The sequence below is a fragment of the Nonomuraea sp. NPDC003804 genome (assembly GCF_040610675.1).
GTDB lineage: Bacteria > Actinomycetota > Actinomycetes > Streptosporangiales > Streptosporangiaceae > Nonomuraea.
The window spans coordinates 1-22,779 of sequence record NZ_JBEXMT010000035.1 but is presented as its reverse complement, the minus strand read 5'-3'; the positions used below and the strand labels follow the sequence as shown (position 1 = coordinate 22,779).

20 protein-coding genes and 1 pseudogene are annotated in these 22,779 nt (G+C 72.1%); 12 read left to right on the top strand and 9 right to left on the bottom strand.

From position 1 onward, the window contains the following. Window positions 1-10: 10 nt before the first annotated feature. Window positions 11-1,360: an MFS transporter gene (locus tag ABZX22_RS36720; RefSeq protein WP_354918852.1), complete on the top strand. Its 1,350-nt coding sequence runs from the start codon at window positions 11-13 to the stop codon at window positions 1,358-1,360. A 209-nt stretch (window positions 1,361-1,569) separates the two neighbouring features. Then, complete coding sequence (locus ABZX22_RS36715; protein ID WP_354918849.1) at window positions 1,570-4,461, top strand: AAA family ATPase; 2,892 nt, start codon at window positions 1,570-1,572, stop codon at window positions 4,459-4,461. On the opposite strand, the gene ABZX22_RS36710 is transcribed toward ABZX22_RS36715, so the two are convergent. Further along, window positions 4,458-7,859: a M28 family peptidase gene (locus ABZX22_RS36710; RefSeq protein ID WP_354918846.1), complete on the bottom strand. Its 3,402-nt coding sequence runs from the start codon at window positions 7,857-7,859 to the stop codon at window positions 4,458-4,460. The genes ABZX22_RS36715 and ABZX22_RS36710 overlap by 4 nt on opposite strands. A 403-nt stretch (window positions 7,860-8,262) precedes the next feature. On the opposite strand from ABZX22_RS36710, the gene ABZX22_RS36705 reads away from it, so the two are divergent. Next, complete coding sequence (locus ABZX22_RS36705) at window positions 8,263-9,591, top strand: MFS transporter (protein WP_354918843.1); 1,329 nt, start codon at window positions 8,263-8,265, stop codon at window positions 9,589-9,591. A 66-nt stretch (window positions 9,592-9,657) separates the two neighbouring features. On the opposite strand, the gene ABZX22_RS36700 is transcribed toward ABZX22_RS36705, so the two are convergent. Continuing rightward, entirely contained in the window at window positions 9,658-9,858 is a 201-nt protein-coding gene (locus ABZX22_RS36700) for a hypothetical protein (RefSeq protein ID WP_354918840.1), read from the bottom strand. Window positions 9,859-10,074: 216 nt separating this feature from the next. After that, complete coding sequence (locus ABZX22_RS36695; RefSeq protein ID WP_354918837.1) at window positions 10,075-10,968, bottom strand: EamA family transporter; 894 nt, start codon at window positions 10,966-10,968, stop codon at window positions 10,075-10,077. A gap of 81 nt (window positions 10,969-11,049) precedes the next feature. Here ABZX22_RS36695 and ABZX22_RS36690 point away from each other — a divergent pair, with 81 nt between their 5' ends. Together ABZX22_RS36690 and ABZX22_RS36685 are read left to right on the top strand one after the other, a co-directional pair. Then, a complete protein-coding gene (locus tag ABZX22_RS36690) occupies window positions 11,050-11,556 on the top strand; it encodes a MarR family transcriptional regulator (protein ID WP_354918835.1) in 507 nt (168 codons plus the stop codon). 173 nt (window positions 11,557-11,729) lie between these two features. Next, window positions 11,730-12,545 (top strand): phosphotransferase, encoded by an 816-nt coding sequence (locus ABZX22_RS36685; protein WP_354918832.1) that lies wholly within the window; start codon window positions 11,730-11,732, stop codon window positions 12,543-12,545. 110 nt (window positions 12,546-12,655) lie between these two features. On the opposite strand, the gene ABZX22_RS36680 is transcribed toward ABZX22_RS36685, so the two are convergent. The 5 genes from ABZX22_RS36680 to ABZX22_RS36660 form a co-directional block, all read right to left on the bottom strand. Then, the gene (locus ABZX22_RS36680) at window positions 12,656-13,852 is read right to left on the bottom strand and encodes an FAD-dependent oxidoreductase (RefSeq protein WP_354918829.1); all 1,197 of its coding nucleotides are present in this window, start codon (window positions 13,850-13,852) and stop codon (window positions 12,656-12,658) included. A 94-nt stretch (window positions 13,853-13,946) separates the two neighbouring features. Next, the gene (locus tag ABZX22_RS36675; RefSeq protein WP_354918826.1) at window positions 13,947-14,888 is read right to left on the bottom strand and encodes an RNA polymerase sigma-70 factor; all 942 of its coding nucleotides are present in this window, start codon (window positions 14,886-14,888) and stop codon (window positions 13,947-13,949) included. Window positions 14,889-14,991: 103 nt separating this feature from the next. After that, window positions 14,992-16,137, bottom strand: coding sequence for a DUF6596 domain-containing protein (locus ABZX22_RS36670; RefSeq protein ID WP_354918823.1), 1,146 nt, complete (start codon window positions 16,135-16,137; stop codon window positions 14,992-14,994). Between the two features lie 65 nt (window positions 16,138-16,202). Further along, a complete protein-coding gene (locus ABZX22_RS36665; protein ID WP_354918820.1) occupies window positions 16,203-16,610 on the bottom strand; it encodes a YciI family protein in 408 nt (135 codons plus the stop codon). Window positions 16,611-16,950: 340 nt separating this feature from the next. Further along, entirely contained in the window at window positions 16,951-17,196 is a 246-nt protein-coding gene (locus ABZX22_RS36660; RefSeq protein WP_354918817.1) for a hypothetical protein, read from the bottom strand. Between the two features lie 366 nt (window positions 17,197-17,562). On the opposite strand from ABZX22_RS36660, the gene ABZX22_RS36655 reads away from it, so the two are divergent. The 5 genes from ABZX22_RS36655 to ABZX22_RS36635 all read left to right on the top strand — a co-directional run bounded on the left by ABZX22_RS36655 (window position 17,563) and on the right by ABZX22_RS36635 (window position 21,238). Continuing rightward, window positions 17,563-18,237, top strand: a complete 675-nt coding sequence (locus ABZX22_RS36655) for a DUF4142 domain-containing protein (RefSeq protein WP_354918814.1) — start codon at window positions 17,563-17,565, stop codon at window positions 18,235-18,237. A gap of 17 nt (window positions 18,238-18,254) precedes the next feature. Further along, on the top strand, window positions 18,255-18,863 hold the full coding sequence (locus tag ABZX22_RS36650; protein WP_354918811.1) for a class F sortase: 609 nt from the start codon (window positions 18,255-18,257) through the stop codon (window positions 18,861-18,863). Between the two features lie 286 nt (window positions 18,864-19,149). Then, entirely contained in the window at window positions 19,150-19,965 is an 816-nt protein-coding gene (locus ABZX22_RS36645; RefSeq protein ID WP_354918808.1) for an NAD(P)H-binding protein, read from the top strand. Continuing rightward, entirely contained in the window at window positions 19,962-20,363 is a 402-nt protein-coding gene (locus tag ABZX22_RS36640; RefSeq protein WP_354918805.1) for a TIGR03618 family F420-dependent PPOX class oxidoreductase, read from the top strand. Before ABZX22_RS36645 ends, ABZX22_RS36640 begins: the two co-directional genes overlap by 4 nt. An 11-nt stretch (window positions 20,364-20,374) precedes the next feature. Further along, entirely contained in the window at window positions 20,375-21,238 is an 864-nt protein-coding gene (locus ABZX22_RS36635) for a haloalkane dehalogenase (protein WP_354918802.1), read from the top strand. Window positions 21,239-21,450: 212 nt separating this feature from the next. Here the strand turns inward: ABZX22_RS36635 and ABZX22_RS36630 are convergent, their stop codons facing one another. Further along, on the bottom strand, window positions 21,451-21,990 hold the full coding sequence (locus ABZX22_RS36630; protein ID WP_354918799.1) for a DUF4262 domain-containing protein: 540 nt from the start codon (window positions 21,988-21,990) through the stop codon (window positions 21,451-21,453). Here ABZX22_RS36630 and ABZX22_RS36625 point away from each other — a divergent pair. Further along, entirely contained in the window at window positions 21,989-22,417 is a 429-nt protein-coding gene (locus ABZX22_RS36625; RefSeq protein ID WP_354918796.1) for a hypothetical protein, read from the top strand. The genes ABZX22_RS36630 and ABZX22_RS36625 overlap by 2 nt on opposite strands. A gap of 72 nt (window positions 22,418-22,489) precedes the next feature. After that, a pseudogene (locus ABZX22_RS36620) lies at window positions 22,490-22,779 on the top strand (cytochrome P450); the annotation flags it as partial.

Below are 22,779 nucleotides of genomic sequence, written 5' to 3'. Positions count from 1 at the left end.
AGGAGTTCGCATGTCACACACCATCGCGACCACGGGCGTCTCGGCACCGGACAGGGATCACGGACCGCTGTCGACCGCGCTGCGCCTGGGGGCGCTCTTCGGGCCCGCGGTCTTCGGGGTCACGGCGGCCGGTGTGGCGCTCCCCCAGGTCGCTGCCGAGCTGCGGGCGCAGCCGGACGCCGTGGCGTGGGTGCTGACCGCCCACGCGCTGGCCCTCGGTGTGGGCACGGCCGTCTTCGGCCGCCTGGCCGACACCCGCGGCCTGCGCGTCGCGCTCTGGATCGGCGCGCTCCTGCTCGGCGCCGGGGCGATCATCTGCCTGGCCGCGCCGGGGCTGGGCGTTCTGGTGGCCGGGCGGCTGGTCCTCGCGGCCGGATCCGGCGCGATGGCCGCCGGCGGGGCGGCCCTGGCCGCGGCGGTGCCGCCGGACCGCCGCTTCCGCGTCCTGGCCGGGTACGGCGTCGTCATCGCGGCGTTCGCGGCCTGCGCCACCCTGGTCGGCGGTGTCGTCGCGACGTGGGTCTCCTGGCGCGCGACGCTGATCCTCCCGGCGCTGTCGCTGGCCGCCGTACCCCTCTGCCTGCCCCTGGTACGGCGGGCAGGGACCGGCCGCAGCCTCGACGTGACCGGCGCCGCCCTGCTCACACTGGTCGCGACCACGCTCCTGGTGGCCATCCAGTCCGGGACTTTGCGACTGCCCGCCGCGCTGGTCGTCGCGCTGGTCTGCTGCCTCGTCCCCGCCGCCGCCGCGCTGGCCTGGTGGACCCGGCGCCACGCGGACGGCTTCCTCCCCCACGCGGTGATCACCGACCGCGCGTTCCTGGCGGCGGTCGCCATCGGCGCGAGCGTCTTCGCCGGGCTGTTCGCCACCATGTACGCGGCGCCGCAGATCCTGGCCCGATCCCACGGCTGGAGCGTGCTCGCCATCGGGGCGGCGCTGTTGCCCGGCGCCGTCGTGGGCGCCGTCCTCGCCCGTACGGCGGGAAGGTTCCACCCCGGCGGCCGGCGCCGCCTGCTGGCCGCGACGGCGCTGGTCACCGCCGCCGCGCTGGCCGTCGCCGCGACCGGCGCGGCCGGGCCATGGGCCGTGGTGGCCGCCGCCTCGCTCAGCCTGTCGGCCTTCGCCGTCACCCAGGTCGTCCTGACCGGCGAGATGTCGGCGCGGCTTCCGATCCAGCTACGCGGTGTGGGGATGGGGCTGCTCAACCTGACGTTCTTCGTCGGCGGCGCGGCCGGCTCGGCGGTGACCGGCGCGCTGTCGGGAGGACTGGGGCTGACCCGGGCGCTGGCCGTGGTCGCGGCGTTCTCGGTCGCCGCGGCGGTGCTGGCGCTGTCCACCCGCCCGGCCGAGACCGCGTGATGTGACCCGCCGGGGCGGTCCGCCGGTTGACCGGCCCGGATGGCGGGATCCGGGGTGGGCGGCGGCCGCCGTGACGGCGCCCGCCCGCCTTCCGGCGGCGTGCCCGATTCGGGTGGTTATCGCACCACAGGTGAAATGTTGCGGGATTGATGGCTGTGTCCTGAATGGATACCCTCCGGGAGGATTCACCTAGCCGTTCGGAGTCGTTCATGCGCGATATGGGCGGGTTAGTCGGGCGTGAAACCGCGTTTCAGGCCCTCCTGGAGGCCATGACGCACCCGCCGTCGGTGGCCCTGGTGGAGGGAGAGCCGGGCATCGGCAAGACCACGCTGGTGCACGCGGCGGCTCAGGCGCGCGGAACCGGCAGCACGCTCCTGCTCGGCCACTGCCACCAGCTGCGCGAGCCGTTCCCCTACGGCCCCGTCTTCGAGGCGCTGCGCGACCTGACGGACCGGCTGCCTCCCGTGGGGCGGCTCAACCCGGTGACCGGGGCGCTGCGCGACCTGACGGACCGGCTGCCTCCCGTGGGGCGGCTCAACCCGGTGACCGGGGCGCTGCGCGGCCACCTGCCCGAACTGTCGGACGTGCTGCCCCCGGCGCCCGCCGAGCTGGCCGACCCCGGAGCCGAACGCCACAGGCTGTTCCGCGCCGTCCACGAGCTGCTGGCCGCGGCCGGCCCCGCCGTACTCGTCGTCGAGGACCTGCACTGGGCGGACGACGGCACCCAGGACCTGCTGCACTTCCTGCGGCGCAGGCCCCCGGAAGGGCTCACGCTCGTCCTGACCTACCGCAGGCAGGACCTGCCCGCCGCCGGGCTGCCGCTCGTCGCCTCCTACCGCCAGTCGCCCGAGGCCACCAGTGTGCTGATCCCCCTCGGCCCGCTCGACGCCCGTGACGTCGGCACGCTGGCGGCCACCCTGCTCGACCGGCCCGAGCTGCCGCCGGAGTTCGTCACCCGGCTGCACGAGCGCACCTCCGGCATCCCGTTCCTGGTGGAGGAGGTGGTGCGCTCGCTGGGCGACGACCGGCGTCCCGAGGCGCTCGACCGCGCGGGGGTGCCGCTGCTGCTGCGCGAGTCGATGACCGAGCGGCTGGCCAGGCTCTCCCCCGCGGCTCTTGGCATCGTGCGGGCCGCGGCCGTCCTGCGCCTGCCGGTCGGTGAGGCGCAGCTCGCCGCGGTGGCCGGCGACGCGGGCGGGCTGGTCGAGGCGCTGCGGCTCGGCGTGCTCCACGAGTACCCCGACGGCAGGTACGGCTTCCGCCACACCCTCGCCCAGGAGGCCGTGTACGACACGATCCCCGGCCCCGACCGCAGGCTCGCCCACGAGCGGGCCGTCGCCACGCTGGCCACGGGCGACCCGCCGCCCCTGGTCCAGCTCACCTTCCACGCGCGCAGGTCGGGCGACACGGCGGCCTGGCTGAGGTACGGCGCCGCGGCGGCGGCCCGCGCGGCGGCCGTGGGCGACACCCCTCTCGCGGTCGAGGTTCTGGAGGAGATGCTCGCCGACCCCAAGCTGCCGGAATCCGAGCAGGCCGCGCTGGTGCTCATGCTGGGCCGCCTGTCGCTGGCCGGCCTGTCCTACCCGCGGGTGATCAGGCTGCTCAGGCACCTGCTCGCCGACGACCGGCTCTCCCGCGACCTGCGCGGCGAGGCGCGGCTGTCGCTCGGGCTGATGCTGTTCGGTCAGGGCGGCGACGTGGCCGCGGGACGCTCGGCGATCCTGACAGCCGTGGAGGAGCTGGGCGACCGGCCCCTGGCGGCGAGAGGCCTGGCCGCGCTGGCGATGCCCGCGTGGGGCGAGGAGAGCCTGCCGACGCACGAGAAGTGGATGGCGTGGGCGGAGGAGCTGGCCGCCACCTCCGACGACGCCGAACTCGCGGCGGCGGTGCGCGGGAACAGGGCGGCGCTGGCCATGGCGGTCGGCGCGCCGGAGGCCGGCGCTCTGGCCGCCGCGCTGCCCGCCACGGACCCGTCGGCCGCCGTCCGCAGGCAGGTGGCGCGCAGCTGCTGCAACCTGTACGACATGGCGGCCAACCTGGGCCGCTACGCCGAGGCCGAGACGTACGGCAGGCAGGTGCGCACGCTGGCCGAGGAGACGGGGGCGTTCTTCCCCGCCCAGCTCGCCCAGGGGGTGACGCTGCGCGTCGACCTGATGACCGGCCGGTGGGACGGCCTGGCGGCCAGGGCGGCCGCCGCGACCGAGGCCGTGGAGGAGTCGCCGGTGGCGGCGATGGAGGCGCACTACGTGCTCGGCCGGCTCGCGCTGGCCTCGGGCGAGTGGGCCGAGGCCGCCGCCCGCCTGCGCGCGGCGGGGCTCGACGACCCCGGCGAACGCTACCTGCCGCTGGTGCTGGCCGCGTGGGGCGGCCTCATCGAGCTGCTGCTGGCCAGGGGCGAACTCGCGCGCGCGGTGGCGGAGTCGGGCAGAGCGGTGGCCAGGCTGCGCGACAAGGGGGTGTGGGTCTGGGGCGACGAGGTCGTGCCGCCCGCCGTCACCGCGCTTGTCGAGGTCGGCCGGGTGACCGAGGCGGCCGAGCTGACGTCGTTGTTCGCCGAGGGGATCGCCGGGAGGGCGGCGCCGTCCGCGGCGGCCGCGGTGCGTCTCGCGCGGGGCGCCGTCGAGAGCGCGCAGGCCAGGCACGAGAGCGCCGCCGAGCAGTTCGCGCTGGCGCGGGCCGCCTACGCCGCCATGCCGCAGCCTTACGCCGCGGCCCGCGCGGGAGAGGCGGAGGCCCGCGCCAGGCTCGCCCTGGGTGACCGTACGGCCGCCGCCGCGGCGCTGGCCGAGGCCGCCGAACGCTTCACCGCGCTGGGCGCCACCCGTGACGCCGCCCGATGCCGTCACGAGCTGCGCGAGTGCGGCGTGCCCACCCCCGGGATGCGCCGCAGGGCCTCCGGCCTGCTGTCGCCCCGGGAGCGGGAGGTGGCCAGGCTGGTCGCGCTCGGCCGGACCAACAAGGAGATCGCCGAGGTGCTGTTCCTGTCGCGCCGTACGGTCGACACCCACGTGGCCACCCTGCTGCGCAAGCTCGGGGTGCGCTCGCGCACCGAGATCGTGGTCCCGGCCGAGGATCCGGCCGGGACCACGGGTGCCTCCTAGACGGTGATGCTCCAGGAGTCCAGGATTCCGTTGTCGAGGAAGTAGACGTCCTCGATCTCCAGCACCCAGGTGCCGGCCGCCGGCTGGGTCACGGGCACCGAGAAGTTCCTGGTGCCGAAGACCGAGCAGGAGGTGCCGCCGGCCGACCTGAGCTTGTACCACGCGCCGTTGGGGCCGCGCAGCCAGATCTCCAGGTCCTCGATGCAGGTGTGCGTGCTGGTGATCGAGACCTTCACCGGCGAGACGGCGTTACCGCTGGCGGTGGAGGTGATCGGGCTCTGGACGGTCGAGAAGTCGTTGATGCGGTAGTCGGTGTCGTTGCGGAAGGTGCGCCCGGGCTGGGAGGTCTGCACGGTCAGCGTGTACACCGTGGTGTGGCTGCCCGTCTCGCCGGTGCCGACGATCGTCAGCTGGTGGTTGCCCGCCGGGGTGCCGGCACTGGTGGTGATCGTCAGCGTGGAGCTGGCGCCCGAGGTCACCGACGACGGGTTGAAGTTGACCGTGACCCCTGCGGGCAGGCCGGTGATGGTCAGGTTGACCGTCTGCGCGGTGCCCGCGGTGGTCTGGGTGGCCACCGTCGTGGTGGTCGCCTGGCCGGCCTGGACGGTGCCCGAGGAGGGGTTCACCGCGACGGAGAAGTCACGCGAGGTGGGCGTGCCCACCGCCAGCTTCCAGATGGCGTACGCCGAGGCGTCGGCGGCCCGGTCCAGGATCGTGTCGTTGATGTTGGTGGTGGTGTCGCAGGAGGCGTGGTAGCAGGAGTCGTAGGCCTGGCCTGCCGTGCCGCCCCACTTGGCGGCCTGTGCCGACGACTTGGTGTTGCTGGCGCCGGCCGCCACACCCGAGGTCGCGATGCCCGCGTTGCGGAAGGAGGCGTCGTCGGAGCGGTTGGCGCCCTCGGTGTTCTCCTCCGGCTGCAGGTTCAGCGCGTCGTAGAACGCCTTGAGGTGGGTGGCCGCGGTGGTGGTGATGTTGTTGATGAAGTAGCCGCCGTTGCGCGAGCCGACCATGTCGAAGTTGTGGTAGACCTGGATCTTCGAGCGCTCGGCCGAGCTGAGAGAGGCGACATAGCCCTCGGAGCCGTTGAGACCCTGCTCCTCGTCGCTCCACCAGCCGAACCTGACGTGCTTGGCCATCGTCGGGTTCTTGGCGGCCAGTGTCAGCGCGACCTCGAGCAGCGCGCCGGAGCCCGAGCCGTTGTCGTTGATGCCGGGTCCCGCGGAGACGCTGTCGAGGTGCGCGCCTGCCATGATCACCTGGTTGGCGTCACCGCCCGGCCAGTCCGCGATCAGGTTGGGTCCCGCTCCCGAGCTGCAGGTGGAGCCGCAGTTCTGCCGTACGACCGTGTACCCGGCGGCGCGCAGCTTGTCCTCCAGGTAGGTGACCGAGGCGGTGTAGCCGGGGCCGGTGGACCTGCGGTTGCCGCCGTTGTTCGTGGCGATCGTCTGCAGCTGCGCCAGGTGCGCCTTCACGTTGGCCAGGCTGACGTCCGGCGGGTCGGTCGGGTTGGGGCCGCCGCCCACGGTCAGGGCGTAGGTGGCGGTGTGGGTCGCCGTCTGGCCGGTGCCGGTGACGGTCACGGTGAAGGTGCCGGCCGGCGTCGAACCGGTCGTCGCGATCGTCAGCGTGGAGGAGTTCCCGCTGGTCACCGAGGTGGGGTTGAACGTGGCCGTGGCGCCGGCGGGGAGCCCGGAGGCGGTCAGGTTCACCGTCTGCGCGGCGCCCGCCGTGGTCTGGGTGCCGACGGTGGTGGTCGCCGACTGCCCTGCCTGGACGGTGCCGGAGCCCGGGTTGGTGCTGATGGAGAAGTCCTGGCTCTGCCCGGTGCAGGTGGGCTCGCCGGCCTGCGCGGGCACGCTCACCGCGTTCCACGCCGCCTTGGTGGTGGCGCACTCGGGGCTGTTGGCGCCGTACAGCTCGGCCGCCGCGGCCAGCGACGCGGAGCGGACGTTCGCGTACCGCCAGGAGGAGGTCTTGCGGGCCAGCGCGCCCATGAAGATCTTGCCGGCCTTCTGGACGCCGACGCCGGTCACCGACGAGGGCCCGCCGGAACAGATCGGGCTGGGCGGCTTGCCGCCGCCCGGCGCCGACCCTTCGGCCAGCAGGTAGAACCAGTGGTTGAGCGGGCCGGCCGCCGCGTGCACCTCGGTGTTGGGAATCGAGGTCGACCAGCAGTTCGGGTCGCCGACGCGCGACGGGTTGTACATGTACCTGATCGGGCCGTCGCCGACCAGGTTGACCTCCTCGCCCACCTCGTAGTCGGGCGGGTCACTCGCGTTGTTGGCGTAGTGCTCGGTCAGGGCGCCGAAGATGTCGCCGGTGCCCTCGTTGATGCCGCCGTTCTCGTTGCCGGACCCGGCGCCGCCGGGAGTGGTCTGGAAGATGGCGTGGCCGAACTCGTGGCCGACGACGTCGATCGGGGTCGCCTGGCGCTGGTTGTCCTGGGAGTGGCCGAAGTTGGTGTAGCTGCCGTTCCAGTAGGCGTTGACGTCGGAGAGCCCGACCCTGGCGGGGAATCCGCGACCCTGGCCGTCGATGCCGTTGCGGCCGAGCCAGTCGCGCAGCATGTCCCATTCCCGCTGCACGCTGTACAGCGCGTCGACGCAGGCGGTCTCCAGGTCGGTGCCGGAGTTGTTGCCCCAGGTGTCGTCGGTTCCCGTGTACGGCTGGCCGTTCTGGCCGCCGCACTGGATGCCGGGGCGGGAGGTGTCGACCATCCGGTAGGTGCCGCTGGACTGGCTGGTGTCGAGGGTCACGCCGGGGTAGTAGTTGCCGTTGCCCGTGCCGGCCTTGACCTCGTCGTAGAAGTCGGCGACCCGGCCCGTGCGGGCGTCGACGAACACGTGCTGGCGGCTCGGCTTGCCGTCGGCGACGCCGGAGACGACGGTCTCCCACGCCAGCCTGGGTTGCCCGCCCCAGGCGAGCACGACCAGGCGGGGCGCCTCGCTGTCGTCGACCTTGGACAGCCTCCCCCTGGAGACCTCGATCGCCCGCTCGGCGGACACCCGCGGCCGGACGTTCAGGTTCTGGGGAGCGGGGCCCGAGGCGGCGGTGGTGTCGCGCACCCGCCCCTCGGAGTCGGTGACGACGACCGCGTCGCCGCCGACGACCGGCAGGCCCTTGTAGGTGCGGTCGTAAGAGACGTAGAACATGCCACTGGCGCCGGCCGTCACGGCGCGGCGCCAGTAGGTCTCGTCAGGTCCCTTGCGTAACTCGTCCAGGCCGCTGGAGACGGCCTGGTCGGCCGCCTTCGCGGCCAGGCTCGCGGGATCGTTGCCCGCTGTCAGGCTCTGCTGGGGTTTCACGCCGGGAGGCGCGCTTGCGGCGGCGGGGTTGACCACCAGCGCAGTCGTGGTCGCCAGCCCGGCGACTGCCGCGAGAACGGATCTGCGTCTCACTCGCCAGTCCTTTCATGCGGCCGTCCACGCCGGCCCGTTTCCTGAGCGGGCCGTGTGGAGGGCGGGGGGTGTTCGGCGGCTTGACAGTAGATCCGAACTGGCGGACAAGATATCCGTATGAATATCGGTACCAGTACCGAATTAGGACACGGGAGGAGAGGGCGGGCGGCGCCCGTGGCGCGGCGGCCACCCCCTCCAGGACGGCACGGCACCGTCTCGTAGGCGGATGCACGAGGGCGGCTCGGCCCGAGGTCGGTGCTAGCGTGTGCCCGTGTCGAAAACGGACAAGGTGCGCCGTCGCTGAGAGCGACGGCGCAAAACCCCAGTTCTCGCCGTCGCTCCTGACCCTGTGGCCGGGAGCGCCTTCGTGGCGCTCGGAATTCCCTTGTTCCGGAGCGCATCCGTGTTCGCCTTGTCTCTTCGTCAACGTCGGCGTGTCCTTGTCGCCGACCTCATCTCCACCGCGGTCTTCCCGCTCGCGATCACCGGCGCGACGGCGATCGTCCCCGATGTGAGCGCGCGGCTCCCAGGTGCGGACGCCCTGGGTCCGTGGATCGTCCTCGCCTACAACGGGCTCTTCGCCGCGGCCCTTCTGCTGGCGGGGGCGAGCGCGGATCGCACCGCCCGCACCCGGTTCTTCGCCGTCGGCAACATCGTCGTCGCGGCCACCGGGATCCTGTCCGCCTTCGCCCCGGACCTGCCGTCTCTGGTCGCCCTTCGCGCGGTCGCCGGCGTCGGGGCGGCCATGTGCGCCGCCGGCGGATCCTCGATGGTCCTGGCCGTCTACCCGCCGGAGGAGCGTCCTCGGGTGTACGGCTACGCGGGCGCCGTGCTGGGCAGCAGCCTGGCGCTGGGACCGGTCGTCGCCCAGGCCCTCACGGCCGTCGGAGGCTGGCCCCTCGTCTTCGTCGCGCCGGCGGCCGTCGCCGCCGTCGCGGCCCTGACCACACTCGGGCTTCCGGGTCTTCGCAGCCCCGAGGTGCCCGACGGCTTCGACCGTGCCGGAGCCGTCCTGTTCGGGCTGACCATCGCCGCCGCGGTGACCGCACTCGGGCTGGGCCTGGGGACCGGCGTCCCCTGGTGGGGGCCGGGCGCACTCGTCCTCGTCGCGGCGGCCGCCGCCACCGGGCTCGTCCGCGTGGAACGGCGCGCGTCCCGTCCCGCGATCCCCGTGGACCTGTTGCGGATCCCCGCCTACCGGGCGTACGCCCTGGCGACGGGTGCCTTCATGGGGATGCTCGTGGTGGGGTTGACCGTGCTCCCGCAGCTCGCCGCCGTCCGGGACATGGGCCCAGGCGAGGCCGCGGTCATGCTCAGCCTGCTGACCGTGCCGTCCACGGTTCTCCCGCTTGTCGCCGCGCGGCTCGCCCGCCGGGCGGCTCGGCCGCTGGTGACAACCGCGTTGTCGGCCTGCACCGCCACCGCGCTCGTCCTGCAGGTCACCGACCATCCTGCCGTTCTTCTCGCCGCGGCCGGGGTCGTCGGACTGTGTCTCGGCCTGACCGAAGGCGTCCCTGACGGGCAGGCGCTGACCCACGTGCCCTCCCAGCGCGGAGGGGCGGGCGCCGCACTGTTCAGCACGGCGCGGATGAGCGTGGAAACACTCACCCTGGCGGCGGCCACCGGGGTGATGGCGGCGCTGGGTCCGGCATCCGGCATGGCGGTCGCCGGCGCCATGTGCCTCCTGGCCGGCTTCGTCGTCCGCCGGACCGCCCCCTCCCGCGACGCGTAGCCGGGGAACGCACTCCCCTGGGCGCACGCCGTCGCGGCGTGCGCCCTGCTCGCTCATGGGACCGGCTCATCCACCGGCGGCCATCACATCCTCGGGGAGGGCGGCCGAGGTCTTTGGGCGAGTGCCGAGGGTGACGGCCAGCGAAGCCGCCATCAGCGCCACACCGAACCAGAAGGCACTCCTGACACCCACGTTGTCGGCGAACACCCCACCGAAGAACGCTCCGAGCGCGATGGCCGTGTTGTATCCCAGGGTGTTGAGTGACATGGCCGCTTCGAAGGTGTCGGGCGCGGCGGCGAGCGGCCCGGAACGAGGCGCATCGCCATGCTCACGCCGATGGCCCAGAACACCCCGTTGGCGAATCCCATGACCAGCCGCGGGTGCTCATCGTGTGTGGTCTGTGTGGTCATTGCTTCTCTCTGTTTGTCCGGATGAACGGCGATGGCGCCCGAAATCTGTGCGCTGAATGTCGCCCGCGCGCCGTCATGAACGCTTCCCTTCCACCGGGGGTGTCGCTGTCAGGGGAAACACGCGGGCGCCGCCCCCTGCCTTGCCCGGCCAGGGTTGCGCGAGCAGGACGGCAGCGATGATCACCACGGTTCCGGCCAGCTGCGGAACCGACAGCGTCTGACGGAGGAACAGGTATCCGAGGAGGGTCGCGACGATCGGGCTGACCAGGGCGAGGAAGGAGACCGCCGGCGCCGGCAACCGTTCGATCCCGCGGAACCAGATCGCATAACTGATGACGGCGCCCAGGGACATCAGATAGCCGAACCCGATGATGTTGGTGCCGCTGATGGCGGTCGGCAGCCCTTCGACGGCCAGCGTGAAGGGCGACAACACGAGTCCGCCCGCGACGAGTTGCCAGCCGGTGAAGGGAAGGAGCCCCACTCCGGCCGGGCGTCCCCACAGTTTGGTCAGCGTGATGCCGGCAGCCATGCAGGCCGCTCCGGCCAGGGCCGCCGCCACACCGACGACATCGGCTGCCGCCGTTCCCTTGAACACCAGCAGCGCCACGCCGCCTGCGCCCAGGACGCAGGCCGCCACCTGCTGGTACCGGATGCTGTCCCCGATGAGGAGCGCCGCCAGGACCAGGACCAGCATCGGCTGCACCGCCATGATCATCGCCGCGGTACCCCCTGGCAGGTGGTAGGCCGCGACGAACAGCAGGAAGTTGAACGCGCCGATGTTGAGCGTCCCGAGCACCAGGGCACGCCACAGCCAGATCCCGGTCGGCAGCGGGCGGGCGAAGACCATCAGGATGAGACCCGCGGGAAGCGCCCGCACGGTGGCGGCCAGCAGCGGGCGGTCCGGCGGCAACCACTCGGTCGCCACCAGATAGGTGCTCCCCCAGATCGCCGGCGCCAGCGCCGTCACACCCCCGGTGAGGCGCCGGCCGCTGCGGCATTTATCTTCCACGGAAGATAACTTATTTTCCGGGGAAGCTATAGTCAAGGCATGACAACGCCCACCGACCCTGACGGCGTGGATCGGATCGTCGCGCAGTGGCGCCGCGAGCGGCCTGACCTCGACCCCAGCCCGATGCACGTGATCGGGCGGATCAGCCGGCTGCACTGGGCTTTCCACGAGCGGCTGCTGCGCGTCTTCGCCCGCTACGACCTGGGCCGGGGCGAGTTCGACGTGCTGGCCACGCTGCGCCGCGCCGGCGAGCCGTACGAGCTGACCGCCGGCGAGCTGTGGGGGGCGACCATGGTCACCTCCGGGGCGGTCACCAAGCGGGTGGACCGGTTGGAGCGGGCCGGGCTGGTCGCCCGCCGAGCCGCCGAGGACGACGCGCGCGGCCGGCTGGTCAAGCTGACCGACCAAGGCCTGCAGGTCATCGACGACGCCATCGTGGCCCACGTGCGCCACGAGACCCAGCTGCTTTCCGGCCTGACCGATTCGGAGCGAAGCACCCTCACCGACCTGCTGCGCAAGCTGGGCCAGACGCTGCCCGAGGACTAGCGCTCGGGATCGGATGGCACGCCGACGGCGCCGGCCGTCCCGGCTGAGACCCACCCGGGCGACCCGCCTTGCCGCGGCTGGGCGCCGTCCTGCATGATCGACACTTCGGCAAGGCTCGGAGGGCGGATGCGGGACAACGGCTGTCGGCATGACAGGCTCGGCGGCGCGGGCGCATGAGGGATCGGCTGATCGAGATCGCCGCGGCGGTCCTGCCGGGGACGCCCGTGGACGGCGCCGTCCTGGCCGGCGGGCAGTTCCACGACGTCGTGCTGCTGCCGGGCGTGGCGGCCGTACGGGTGGCGCGCCACGAGAGCGCCGCGGCCGAGCTGCCCAGGCGTACGGCGCTGCTGGCCCGCCTGGCCGCGCTCGACCTCCCGTTCCGCGTGCCCGAGCCACTCGGTCCTGTCACGACGGTCGACGGCCTCGCGGCCGTGGCGCTGAGCTGGGTCGGCGGCGCCGCGCACCCCAAGGGCAGCGGCGATCCCGTACGGCTGCGCGGACTCCTGGAAGCTCTCGCGGCCGTCGACGTCGCCGCCGTCGAGGACCTGCTGGACGTCCCGCACGCCTACGCGGGACGGGAGCGCTGGGAGGAACTGCTCCTCGAGGAAGTCCTGCCCAGGCTGCCGGGTCACGTGCGCGGCGAGGCGCGGCGCAGGATCGAGGCCGCCGCCGGGCTGGGGCCGGTGCCGGCCCGGCTCGTCCACGGCGACCTGGCGGGCGACAACGTGCGCTGGGGGCCGGACGGCGCCGTGGTGGGCGTCCTCGACTGGGACCTCGCCTCGCCCTTCGACCCCGCGGTCGACGCCGCCTGCCTCGCCTGGCACGGGTGGGAGGCGGTCGCGGCGGCCGTCGACGGCGAGACGTACCGGAGGGCACGCGTGTGGGCGGCGACCTTCGCCGTCGAGGGGGTCGGCGCCGCGCTGCTGAACGACGAGCCGGTGGATCGGCAGATCGCGGCGGCGACCCGAACGCTGGAAACCATGGGGTGAGGCGCTGCACGACCGCTCGGACAGGCGAGCCGGCCCGCGCCGCGCCTGTCCGCCCAGGCGTCGGGACAGGGGAAACCTGTGCCCGCCCCTTGGCGAGGCCGGACCGAAGGTTACGCCGTCTCCCCGACGGCCGAGACCGCCGCGGCCCGCTGCCGGGTGACGCGGCGGCGCCGGGTCGGCAGCCGGAGCGTCGGGTTGGCGACGGCCCATGCGGCGCTCTTGCAGATCAGCTCCTTGTAGACGGCGGCGAGCCGTCCGGTCAGGACCGCCCGCACGGCGCGGTCGTCGGCGGTGACGTACTGGATCAAGCCCTCCTGACGGCCCAGCGAGACGCACTGGTTGAAGTAGCGGATCGGCACGTTCGGGAGCTTCCCGCCGGTCAGGCGCGCCGCGATCGCGCCGGCGGCCTGCCACGCGGTCGGGGTTCCCGAGGCGCACGACATCCGCAGCGGCTTGCCGCCGGGACCCGTCACCATGGCCGCGTCGCCGACGGCGTACACGTCCGGGTGCGAGACCGAGCGCATCGTCCCGTCGACCACGATCTGGCCGCTGGCGGCGACCTCCAGGGCGGTCGCCTTCGCGATCGGGTGGACCGCGAAGCCGGTGGTCCACACGGTGACCGCGGCCGGGATGACCTTGCCGTCGGCGGTGGCGACGTGATCGGCTTCGACGCCGGTGACGGCGGCGTGCTCGTGCGCGGTGATCCCGAGCTTGCCGAAGACCCTGCGCAGGTGCTCGCGGCCCTTGGGCGAGAGCCAGTCACCGAGGCCGCCGCGGGCGACGAGGGCGACGTCGAGGTCCGGCCGGGCCTCGGCGATCTCGGTGGCGGCCTCCAGCCCGGTGAGACCGCCGCCGACGACGACCACGGCCTGCCCGGCGTCGAGGCGGGCCAGGCGCTCGCGCAGCCGGAGCGCTCCGGGGCGGCCGGCGATCTCATAGGCGTGCTCGGCGGTCCCGGGGACGTCCTGGGCGTTCGAGCCGCTGCCGAGGGCGTAGACGAGCGTGTCGTAGGCGAGCTCTCCGGCGCCGTTCGCGTCGACGACGGCGACCGTCTTGCGGTCGACGTCGACGCCGGTGACCTTCGCGAGCCTCAGTTCGACGCCGGTGCCCGCGAACATCTCGCTGAACGGCCGGGGCCTGAGGTCCTGGCCGGCCGCCAGCTGGTGCATGCGGACGCGTTCGACGAAGTCGGGCTCGGCGTTGACGAGGGTGATGGCCACGTCCTCGCGGTGGAGCCGCTTGGCGAGGCGGCCGGCGGCGACGGCTCCGGCGTATCCGGCTCCGAGGACGACGATGCGGTGCTGCATGTCCTTGCTCCTGTCCTACGCGGGTTCGCCCCTTGAACCGGGCAGCCCGCCGTTTCCTGACAGGAACGCGATGTGAAACACCTCACATGACGGGTCAGACGCTGAACAGGGGCTCCCCGTGGTCGGTGGCCGCCCACTGCGCGGTCGCGCGTTCGAGCTTGTCGGGGTTGACCTGGTGACGGAATGCGGCGATGCCCTCGGCGGTGACCTCCAGACACATGACGCCGACGACCCGGCCGTCCACGACGGCCACGACGGCGGGGTCGCCGTTGGCGGTCCAGGCGTAGATCTCGGATGTGCCGCCGACCAGGGCGCGCTTCGCCTTGCCGGGTTTGAACAGGCCCCACAGGAACCTCGCGACCGCGACGGCGCCCTCGAATGCCTTGGCGCGGGCCGGGACCTTCCCGCCGCCGTCGCCGACGGAGACGGCGTCCGCGGTGAGCAGGCGCACGAGCGGCTCGGTCCGGCCGCTGGTGGCGGCCGCCAGGAACTCCTCGACGATCCGCCGGGCGGTGGCCTCGTCGATCTCGGTGCGGGCCTTGCCGTCCGCGACGTGCTTCTTGGCGCGGTGGAAGATCTGCTGGCTGGCGGCCTCGGTGACGTCGAGGATCTCGGCGATCTCCCGGTGCGGGTAGTCGAAGGCCTCCCGCAGCACGTACACCGCCCGCTCGTTGGGGGAAAGGCGCTCCATGAGGGTGAGGACCGCGTACGAGACCGATTCGCGCTGCTCGGCGGTTTCGGCCGGGCCGAGCATCGAATCCCCGGCGAGCAGCGGCTCGGGAAGCCATTGGCCCACGTAGGTCTCGCGGCGCGCCCGCGCGGAGGCGAGCTGGTTGAGGCACAGGTTGGTGAGGGCCTTCGTCAGCCAGGCCTCGGGGACCTCGATACGGTCGACGTCGGCGGCCTGCCAGCGCAGGAACATCTCCTGCACGGCGTCCTCCGCCTCCCCGGCGGAGCCGAGCAGACGGTAGGCGATGGCTTCCAGGCGCGGCCTGGAAGCCTCGAACCGGTCGACGTCGTTCACGGTCAAGGGCATGGCCCGATCCTAGGCCGCGCGGCATCGACCGCCGCGGCGACGGGGCCCTTCGCCGTTCGATACGCCATCCGACCGCGCGGACGTCGCCTCGCCCAGGCGGAGCTCACGGACGCAGCAGTTGCCGCACCCGTGCCGCCTCCCGCGTGAGGTGGTCGCGCTCCGGCACGCTGGTAGCGGCGCGGGATGCCTCGGCATACAGCTCGGCGGCATGCTCGAGGTTCCCGGCGCGTTCGTGCAGGTATGCCGTCACCGCGGCGTAACGCGGCAGGTCGGGGCGCACGTCAGCCAGCGCCGCCAGGCCGGCCTGCGGTCCGTCGGCCTCCCCGACCGCCACCGCGCGGTTGAGCCGCACCACCGGGCTGCCGGTGAGGAGCAGCAGTTCGTCGTACCACTCCACGATCTGCACCCAGTCCGTCTCGGCTGCCGTCCTGGCGTCCGCGTGCAGGGCGGCGATCGCGGCCTGCGCCTGGTATTCGCCCAGCCGGTCGCGGGCCAGCGCGGCCTGCAGGGTCGTCACCCCCTCGGCGATCAGGCCGGTGTCCCAGCGCGAGCGGTCCTGCTCACCGAGCGGCACCAGGCGACCTCCCGGGCCGGTGCGAGACGAGCGGCGCGCATGGTGCAGCAGCATGAGCGCGAGCAGCCCCGCGACCTCGGGCTCGTCGGTCAAGGCGACGACCTGGCGGGTGAGGCGGATCGCCTCGGCCGCCAGGTCGACCTTTCCGCTGTACCCCTCGTTGAAGACGAGGTAGAGCACGCGCAGCACCGTCCCCAGATCGCCGGGCTGGTCGAGCGGCAGCCCCGCGATCCGCCGCTTGGCCCGGCTGATCCGCTGCGCCATGGTCGCCTCGGGGACGAGGTACGCCGTCGCGATCTGCCGCGTGGTCAGGCCACCGACCGCGCGCAGCGTCAGGGCGACGGCCGAGGTCTGCGGCAGGGTGGGGTGCGCGCACAGGAAGTAGAGCCGCAGCGTGTCGTCCGTGGCGGGCACCGGACCGGCGGGAGGCTCGACCTCCACGGCCAGTTCGCGCCCCCGCCGCGACGCCTCGGCACGGGCGGCGTCGAGGAACCTGTGCCACGCGACCGCGACGAGCCATGCCTTCGGATCGCGCGGTGGATCGTCCGGCCAGGTTTCCAGCGCCCGGATCAGGGCCTCCTGCACGGCGTCCTCGGCCGACGCGAAGTCGGCTCCGCGCCGGACGAGGACACCGATCACCCCGGGCACGAGCTCCCGCAGCAGCGACTCTTTCACTCTTTCACTTTTTCACCTGGTCACTCGTACCTCGGTCACTCGTTCCTCGGTCACTCGTTCCTCGGTCACTCGGTCGCCGTGGGCGCCTCGGCGAGAAACGGCCGGACCTCGAGCCACTCGTGGATCGGCTCGCCGCCGGCCCCGGGAGCGGCGGACAGTTCCCCGGCCAGCTGGACCGCGCGATCCCAGGACTCCACGTCGATGACCATCCAGCCGGCGATGAGGTCCTTGGTCTCGGCGAACGGTCCGTCGGTCACCGGTGGGCGCCCCTCGCCGTCGTACCGCACGAACGCGCCCTCGGGCGCCAGTGCCTGTCCGTCGACGAACTCACCCGTCTCCTCCAGGCGGGCCGCGAAGTCGCTCATGTACTGCACGTGCGCGTCGACCTCCTCCGGCGTCCATCGGTCCATCGGCACACAGTTGACAGCGGGGGTGGGGCCGCCTCGGTAGTGCTTCAGCAGCAGGTACTTCATGGTGGTTCTCCCTCTTCGTCACGCGGCCCACCGTGGCCACTCGTGTCCCTGGGACGAAGCCGACACCACATTCTCGACATCCAGCGGCGCACAGACTTCCAGAACCTTCTTCTGTCCGTCACCACCCTGCCGAGCCGCCCGTGTGTTGAGCGGCGGGCAGATGGCGTCTCCATGAGGCGGTACCGGACCCGGGCTCGGCAGGGCCGGGCAACCCAGGAAGAGGCGCAGCCATGTCTCATCGTGGATTGCGCCCCTCCCCCACTCAGGGACTCTTGTGATTCATAGCTTCGGGTGACCATCAGGCGCAGCGGGGCCTTCAGCCTTTCAGCGCCGGACGGCACTATGCACAGTCGCTCATTTCTCTTTGGACCTGCTTCTCCTTGGCGCCGAAGGCCTTGAAGTCGTTGCTGACGTCCAGCTTGCCGTCGACGATGTCCCGCAAGGTGGGCTGATCGCCGTACTTCATCATCACGCCGACCATGCAGTCGAGGGTCGAAGCCGGGAGCTCCTTGATCAGTGCTCGACTCTTGGTGGCCTTGCGGGTGCGACCGCAACCATCGCGAAACAACCCGCCCGACTCGAGCACGTCGGCACTCTCGGGAGACCCGACGGACGAAGACGGAAAGGGCTCATTGCGGCTCCGGCGATAAAGCAGATCACGGCTCCTGCTCCTGCCAGGTTTCGCCTCGTTCTCCCCTCATGCTCTCGCCCAGGACGTGCCGTTCGTTTCTATGAGCCGTCACAACGAGCGGATGTGACCGACGAAAGATCACGATCTTCTAACGGGACGACTCTCACGCCCGAGGCGCGGCAGGAGCAAACCGTGCATGCGATCAGTAATCAGATAATCACCAGATGTCACTGAATGTGGCGTGGTCCACATGTGCCCCCGAGCCCCCGGGAACAGACAAAACGGGCAGAAGGCCCACAAATCGGGTGTTGGGGGGTTCGGATGTCACTGCGCGTCCCGTTCGTAGCGGTCGCAGTCGCGGCCGCCACGCTGCTCCTGGCCACAGGCCTGGCGGCGTCAGCGACGGCCAAGGTTCCTGAGCAGGACACACTCTTTCTCCGTCAGGCACACCAGAGAAACCTCGCCGAGATCGCCGCCGGAACCGCCGCACAGGAGAAGGCGGAGGCCGACGTCGTCCGGGCGATCGGAGCGGATCTCATCGCCGACCACACCAGGCTCGATGCCGCGCTCAAGCAGACCGCGCGCGCCTTGCGGGTGTCACTGCCATCACGACCGTCGGCGAACCAGCGGGCCGCTCACAAGCGGCTGGCAGCCCTGTCCGGCGCCGCCTTCGACCAGGCGTGGACGCAAGCGATGATCGAAGGACACCGGATGGCGCTGCAGCTGGGCGAGCGGGAACTACGGGAAGGCGCCTCGGCGAAGGCCAAGGAGATCGCCTCATCCAGCGCACCAGTCATCCAAGAGCATCTGGACCGGTTGCTCGAAGCGCAGAAGACGCTGGGCGCACCACGGGCGGTTCCAGCCGGCGACGGCGGCCAGGCCGGCGCCGAGACGATGCGGCAGCAGGGCCTCGGCTCCGGCGTGCTCGCCGCCGGCCTGGCGCTCGCCCTCACCGGCATCGTGGTGTGGAGGCGTGCCCGCGTGAGGCACCGCTGAAGCAGGCGGGTGCGACGATGACGCTGCTCGGTACGGTGCTCGCCTGCTGCGGCGGCACCGTACTGCTCGGCAGCGCCCTCACCTCCGCACCCTCATCGCTGAACGCCGGTCTCGTCCCGTCAACTGCGGCCGGTCTCGTCCCGCCGACTGCGGCCGGGTCCACCTCGCGCGCCGGCGGTGGAGGTTCGCCGCCGGTGCGCCTCCGCATTCCCGCCCTGCAGATCAGCGCGGACATCCGTCCGGTCGGCGTGGACGCGCACGGGGCTTTGCGTGTCCCCTCAAGTGCGCGCGTGCTGGGCTGGTGGAGCGGCGGGGCCGGCCCTGGATCCGGCGCGGGCCGCGTAGTGATCGCTGGACATGTCGACTCCGTCCGGCAAGGTCCTGGGGCCTTCTTCCGGTTGACCCAGGCGGTGCTGGGACAACAGGTGCTGCTGCGTACCGCCGACGGACGCTCCCGCTCCTACCGCGTCGTCGCTCGCCGCTTCTACCGCAAGGAGCAACTTCCAGCGCAGGTCTTCGCCCGCACGGGTCCGCCGTGCCTGGTACTCATCACCTGCGCGGGCCCTTTCGACCGACGAACCGGCCACTACCGTGACAATTTCGTGATCTACGCTTCGCCCGCCTGAAGACCACGTGCGTCAATGGGCAAACCCAAGCGGTCCCGTCCGAACGTGATCCCGCGATGCGGGCGGTCCGGCCGATCAAGCCTGTGCTGTCGACGGGGCGTGCACCTGCGCGGCTCCACCGAACCCACCCCGGCGATGACCGAGGCCGCCAACCCGAAGGGCGGCATGACGGCGGGGACATCGCCGCCGAATAAGTTGGCTGACTAACTGTAGACGCCTGCCTTCGGCGACTGCTACGGTTCAAATCAGTCAGCCAACTAACTAACTTACTCATCGGAGACCTCCCATGATCGTTGTCACTGGCGCCACAGGTAATGTCGGACGCGAGCTGACCGGATCGCTCGCCGCCGCCGCCGAACAGGTGACCGCGGTGTCCCGCCGCCCAGGGCCACTGCCGGAAGGGGTACGGCACAGCGCCGGCGACCTGGCCGACCCGGCGAGCCTGAAGGCGGCCTTCACCGGTGCCGACGCGTTGTTCCTTCTGGTGGCGGGCGAGGAGCCGCAGGAGATCCTCGAGGTGGCCAAGGCGGGCGGGATCCGCCGGGTGGTGCTGCTGTCCTCCCAGGGCGCCGGGACCAGGCCGCAGGTCTACCGCCATGCGGTCACCTTCGAGGAGGCGGTCCGGGCCTCCGGGCTGGAGTGGACGATCCTGCGCCCGACCGGGTTCGACTCCAACGCCCTCGCCTGGGCCGAACCGATCCGCGCCGAACGCACGGCCGCCGCCCCCTTCTCCGATGTGGGGCTGCCCACCATCGACCCGGCCGACATCGCCGACGTCGCGGCCGTGGTGCTGCGGGAGTCCGGGCACGCCGGTCGCGTCTACGAGTTGACCGGACCCGAGCCTGTCACCCCGAGGGAACGCGCCTCGGCGATCGCCGCGGCGCTGGGCGCGAAGGTGCGGTTCGTGGAGCAGACCCGCGAGCAGGCCCGGGCGCAGATGCTGCAGTTCATGCCGGAGGCGGTCGTCGAGGGCACGCTCGCCATCCTCGGCGACCCGGCCGAGGCCGAGCGGCGGGTCAGCCCGGACGTCGAGCGGGTCCTGGGTCGCGCGCCGCGCACGTTCGCCGAGTGGGCGGCCCGCCACGTGGCGGCGTTCCGATGAACGCCCCGGCCGCCGCCCTGAGCCCGCGCGTCGCCGCGTTCCTGGCGGAGCCGTACGTCGCGACCCTCACCACGCTGCGTCCCGACGGGTCCCCGCACGTCGTGGCCGTCCGGTTCACCTGGGACGCCGCCGCGGGCCTGGCCCGGGTGCTGACCGTCGCGACGACGCGCAAGGCACGCAACCTGCTCGCCAGGCCCGGCGGTCGGGCCGCGCTCTGCCAAGTAGACGGCTACCGCTGGGTCACCCTCGAAGGCTCCGCCATGGTGTCGGACGACCCGCCGCGGGTGGCCGAGGCCGTCCGCCGCTACACCGAACGCTACTTCTCGCCGCCACCCGCTCCGCCCGGCAGGGTCGTCCTGGAGATCGCGGTGCACCGGCTGACACAACTCAACATCTGAAGGAATGCACCATGCCGAACCAGCAAGTCCTCGACTCCACGATGTTCTATCGGGAGACCGGCGCCGGGAGACCGATTGTCTTCCTGCACGGCAACCCGACCTCCTCCCACCTGTGGCGCCATGTCCTGCCCGCCATGGGACCGGGACGCCTGCTGGCCCCCGACCTGATCGGCATGGGCGAGTCCGGCAAGCCGGACGTCGAGTACACCTTCGCCGACCACGCCCGCTACCTGGAAGCCTGGTTCGACGCCCTCGCGCTGGACGACGTGGTCCTGGTGGGCCACGACTGGGGCGGCGCGCTGGCTTTCGACTGGGCCGCACGCCACCCGGGCCGAGTCAGCGGCATCGCCTTCACCGAGACCATCGTCAAGCCGATGACCTGGGAAGAGTTCCCCGAGGGCGGCCGCGAGCTGTTCCAGGCCATCAAGACCGACGGCGTGGGAGAGAAGATGATCCTCGACGACAACGCCTTCCTCCTCCAGGGCCTCCCCGGCACGATGGCCACCGCGATGTCACCGGAGAACCTCGAGGTGTACGGCCGGCCGTACCCGACCAGGGAAAGCCGCCTGCCGCTGCTGCGATGGCCGCGTTCGATGCCTCTGGGCGGCGAGCCGGAGGACGTCGTGGCCAGGGTCGAGGCCTACGACACGTGGCTGGCCACCAGCGTCGAGGTGCCGAAGCTGCTGATCACCTTCCGGCCCGGTCCTGGCACCATGATGGGCCCCGCGCTCCTCGACTGGTGCGCGGCCACCATGGCGAACCTGGAGATCGCCGCGCACGACGCGATCGCCGGACACCACACGTCCGAGGACCAGCCCGAGGCCATCGCGTCGGCGATCCGGTCCTGGATGGATACCCACGGCCTGACTCCCTGACGGACAGGATCAACGCCCAGGTCTCCCCGGCCTGGGCTGTCTCATGCGGGCTGCGCCATCGTGAGCTGGGCTGCGGGGAGCCTGACCGGCACGGCGCCGAACCCCTGAGACCCGCCGACACCCGGCAGCTTGGGGCGAATGCCGCCTGCGAGGTGTCCGATCGGGGTGATCCGTCAAGTCGCCGGGCAGGGCACCTCAAGCGTCGCGCGTGCTCACAGGTCTTGCGTCCATACGCCGGGAAGGTGTTCGTCGGGTCTCACCCACAGGTGGGGCTGGTGGTCGCGGTAGCGGTCGTCCCCCTCCGGTTGCCAGGGGAAGGTGCCATCCGGGGCAGGCCATACGACCTGGAGGAACGGGAAGGGCGGCCGCTGGTAGAAGTCGATCGCCGTGCCGAAGAAGGCTCGATGCCAGCGATGGTCGACTGCCTTGAGAGCGACGGGGTGCCGGTCGACGATGTCGTGCCACTCTTGACCAGCCTCCAGCGTCAGGCCGGCGGCCACCTTGTCGCCGAGGGCGTTGAGGCAGGTCTGCATGTCGTGGATGTCCAGGCAGAACATGGCCAACTCGGGTGAGCGGTAGTGGTGCCACAGCCCGATGGTGAAGGCCCAACCCGGCCCGTGCTCGTCATGGGGAATCATCACGACTTGCCAGCCGTGCTCCTGAACGTTCTCGATCGTCAGCTGAGTACGACGATCCAGCTCGCCGGGGTCGTCGCAGAGGACACAGTGGCATGCGGTCAGATCGACAGGCATGGGCGTGAGCGTACGGGATGTCAGTGAACAGGGCGGCCACCAGTCCGCCCTCGATCTGGGCGAGACGGTGCACCAGGGACTCTCGGCACATCGTCACGCCCTCCGTCGTGACATCGAGACGGGGAAGCCGGTCCAGGATCGCGCGGGCGCGGTCGGGTGGTACGGCCCGATCGCCGGTGGCGAGCCGGTGCAGCGTGTCGCGCCTCGCCGTCAGATCGTCGATCCGGCCGGCGAGGCGCCGTTCGACGTCGACGAGCGCGGCGCCGAACCGGTCGGGATCGGCGTCCGGGGCGAGTCCATGCTCGTCCGATCAGCGTGCGCCCTGACCGGAGGTCGAGGGCAATCCCAGGGTGGCACCCTCGCTCACCAGCCAAGTCCGGTCGTGTCCGCCCCGCCCTCAACCCCGAAACCGGCGGATCGGGTCTGATGCGGTGTCGTGTCAGCGCCGTGTCAGCACGGCAACGGCCCGGTATCAGGGCGGTCGGGGATGGTGGACGCCATGGAACACACCGTCACCACGCTGCCGACCTCGCGTCAGCCCGGCTGCCCCTTCGACCCGCCCAAGGAGCTGATCGAGGCGCGCGAGCACGGTCCGATCAGCCGCTTCCCCTTCCCCGACGGGCACCAGGGCTGGCTGGTCACCGGATTCGACCTGGTCAGGGCGGTGCTGGCCGACCCGCGGTTCAGCTCGCGCAAGGAACTCATGCGCCACCACCCGCAGATGGACCTCGCCGGCATGGAGATCCCGCCGGCGCCGCCCGGCGAGTTCCTGCTGATGGACGACCCTGA

What these genes read in the sequence shown, in the direction of transcription:
- ABZX22_RS36680 (WP_354918829.1), bottom strand. Translation starts at nt 13,852, where the DNA reads ATGCAGCACCGCATCGTCGTCCTCGGAGCCGGATACGCCGGAGCCGTC.
- ABZX22_RS36650 (WP_354918811.1), top strand. Translation starts at nt 18,255, where the DNA reads ATGACGCTGCTCGGTACGGTGCTCGCCTGCTGCGGCGGCACCGTACTG.
- ABZX22_RS36715 (WP_354918849.1), top strand. Translation starts at nt 1,570, where the DNA reads ATGCGCGATATGGGCGGGTTAGTCGGGCGTGAAACCGCGTTTCAGGCC.
- ABZX22_RS36630 (WP_354918799.1), bottom strand. Translation starts at nt 21,990, where the DNA reads ATGCCTGTCGATCTGACCGCATGCCACTGTGTCCTCTGCGACGACCCC.
- ABZX22_RS36700 (WP_354918840.1), bottom strand. Translation starts at nt 9,858, where the DNA reads ATGTCACTCAACACCCTGGGATACAACACGGCCATCGCGCTCGGAGCG.
- ABZX22_RS36640 (WP_354918805.1), top strand. Translation starts at nt 19,962, where the DNA reads ATGAACGCCCCGGCCGCCGCCCTGAGCCCGCGCGTCGCCGCGTTCCTG.
- ABZX22_RS36690 (WP_354918835.1), top strand. Translation starts at nt 11,050, where the DNA reads ATGACAACGCCCACCGACCCTGACGGCGTGGATCGGATCGTCGCGCAG.
- ABZX22_RS36645 (WP_354918808.1), top strand. Translation starts at nt 19,150, where the DNA reads ATGATCGTTGTCACTGGCGCCACAGGTAATGTCGGACGCGAGCTGACC.
- ABZX22_RS36635 (WP_354918802.1), top strand. Translation starts at nt 20,375, where the DNA reads ATGCCGAACCAGCAAGTCCTCGACTCCACGATGTTCTATCGGGAGACC.
- ABZX22_RS36720 (WP_354918852.1), top strand. Translation starts at nt 11, where the DNA reads ATGTCACACACCATCGCGACCACGGGCGTCTCGGCACCGGACAGGGAT.
- ABZX22_RS36655 (WP_354918814.1), top strand. Translation starts at nt 17,563, where the DNA reads ATGTCACTGCGCGTCCCGTTCGTAGCGGTCGCAGTCGCGGCCGCCACG.
- ABZX22_RS36625 (WP_354918796.1), top strand. Translation starts at nt 21,989, where the DNA reads ATGGGCGTGAGCGTACGGGATGTCAGTGAACAGGGCGGCCACCAGTCC.
- ABZX22_RS36675 (WP_354918826.1), bottom strand. Translation starts at nt 14,888, where the DNA reads ATGCCCTTGACCGTGAACGACGTCGACCGGTTCGAGGCTTCCAGGCCG.
- ABZX22_RS36665 (WP_354918820.1), bottom strand. Translation starts at nt 16,610, where the DNA reads ATGAAGTACCTGCTGCTGAAGCACTACCGAGGCGGCCCCACCCCCGCT.
- ABZX22_RS36685 (WP_354918832.1), top strand. Translation starts at nt 11,730, where the DNA reads ATGAGGGATCGGCTGATCGAGATCGCCGCGGCGGTCCTGCCGGGGACG.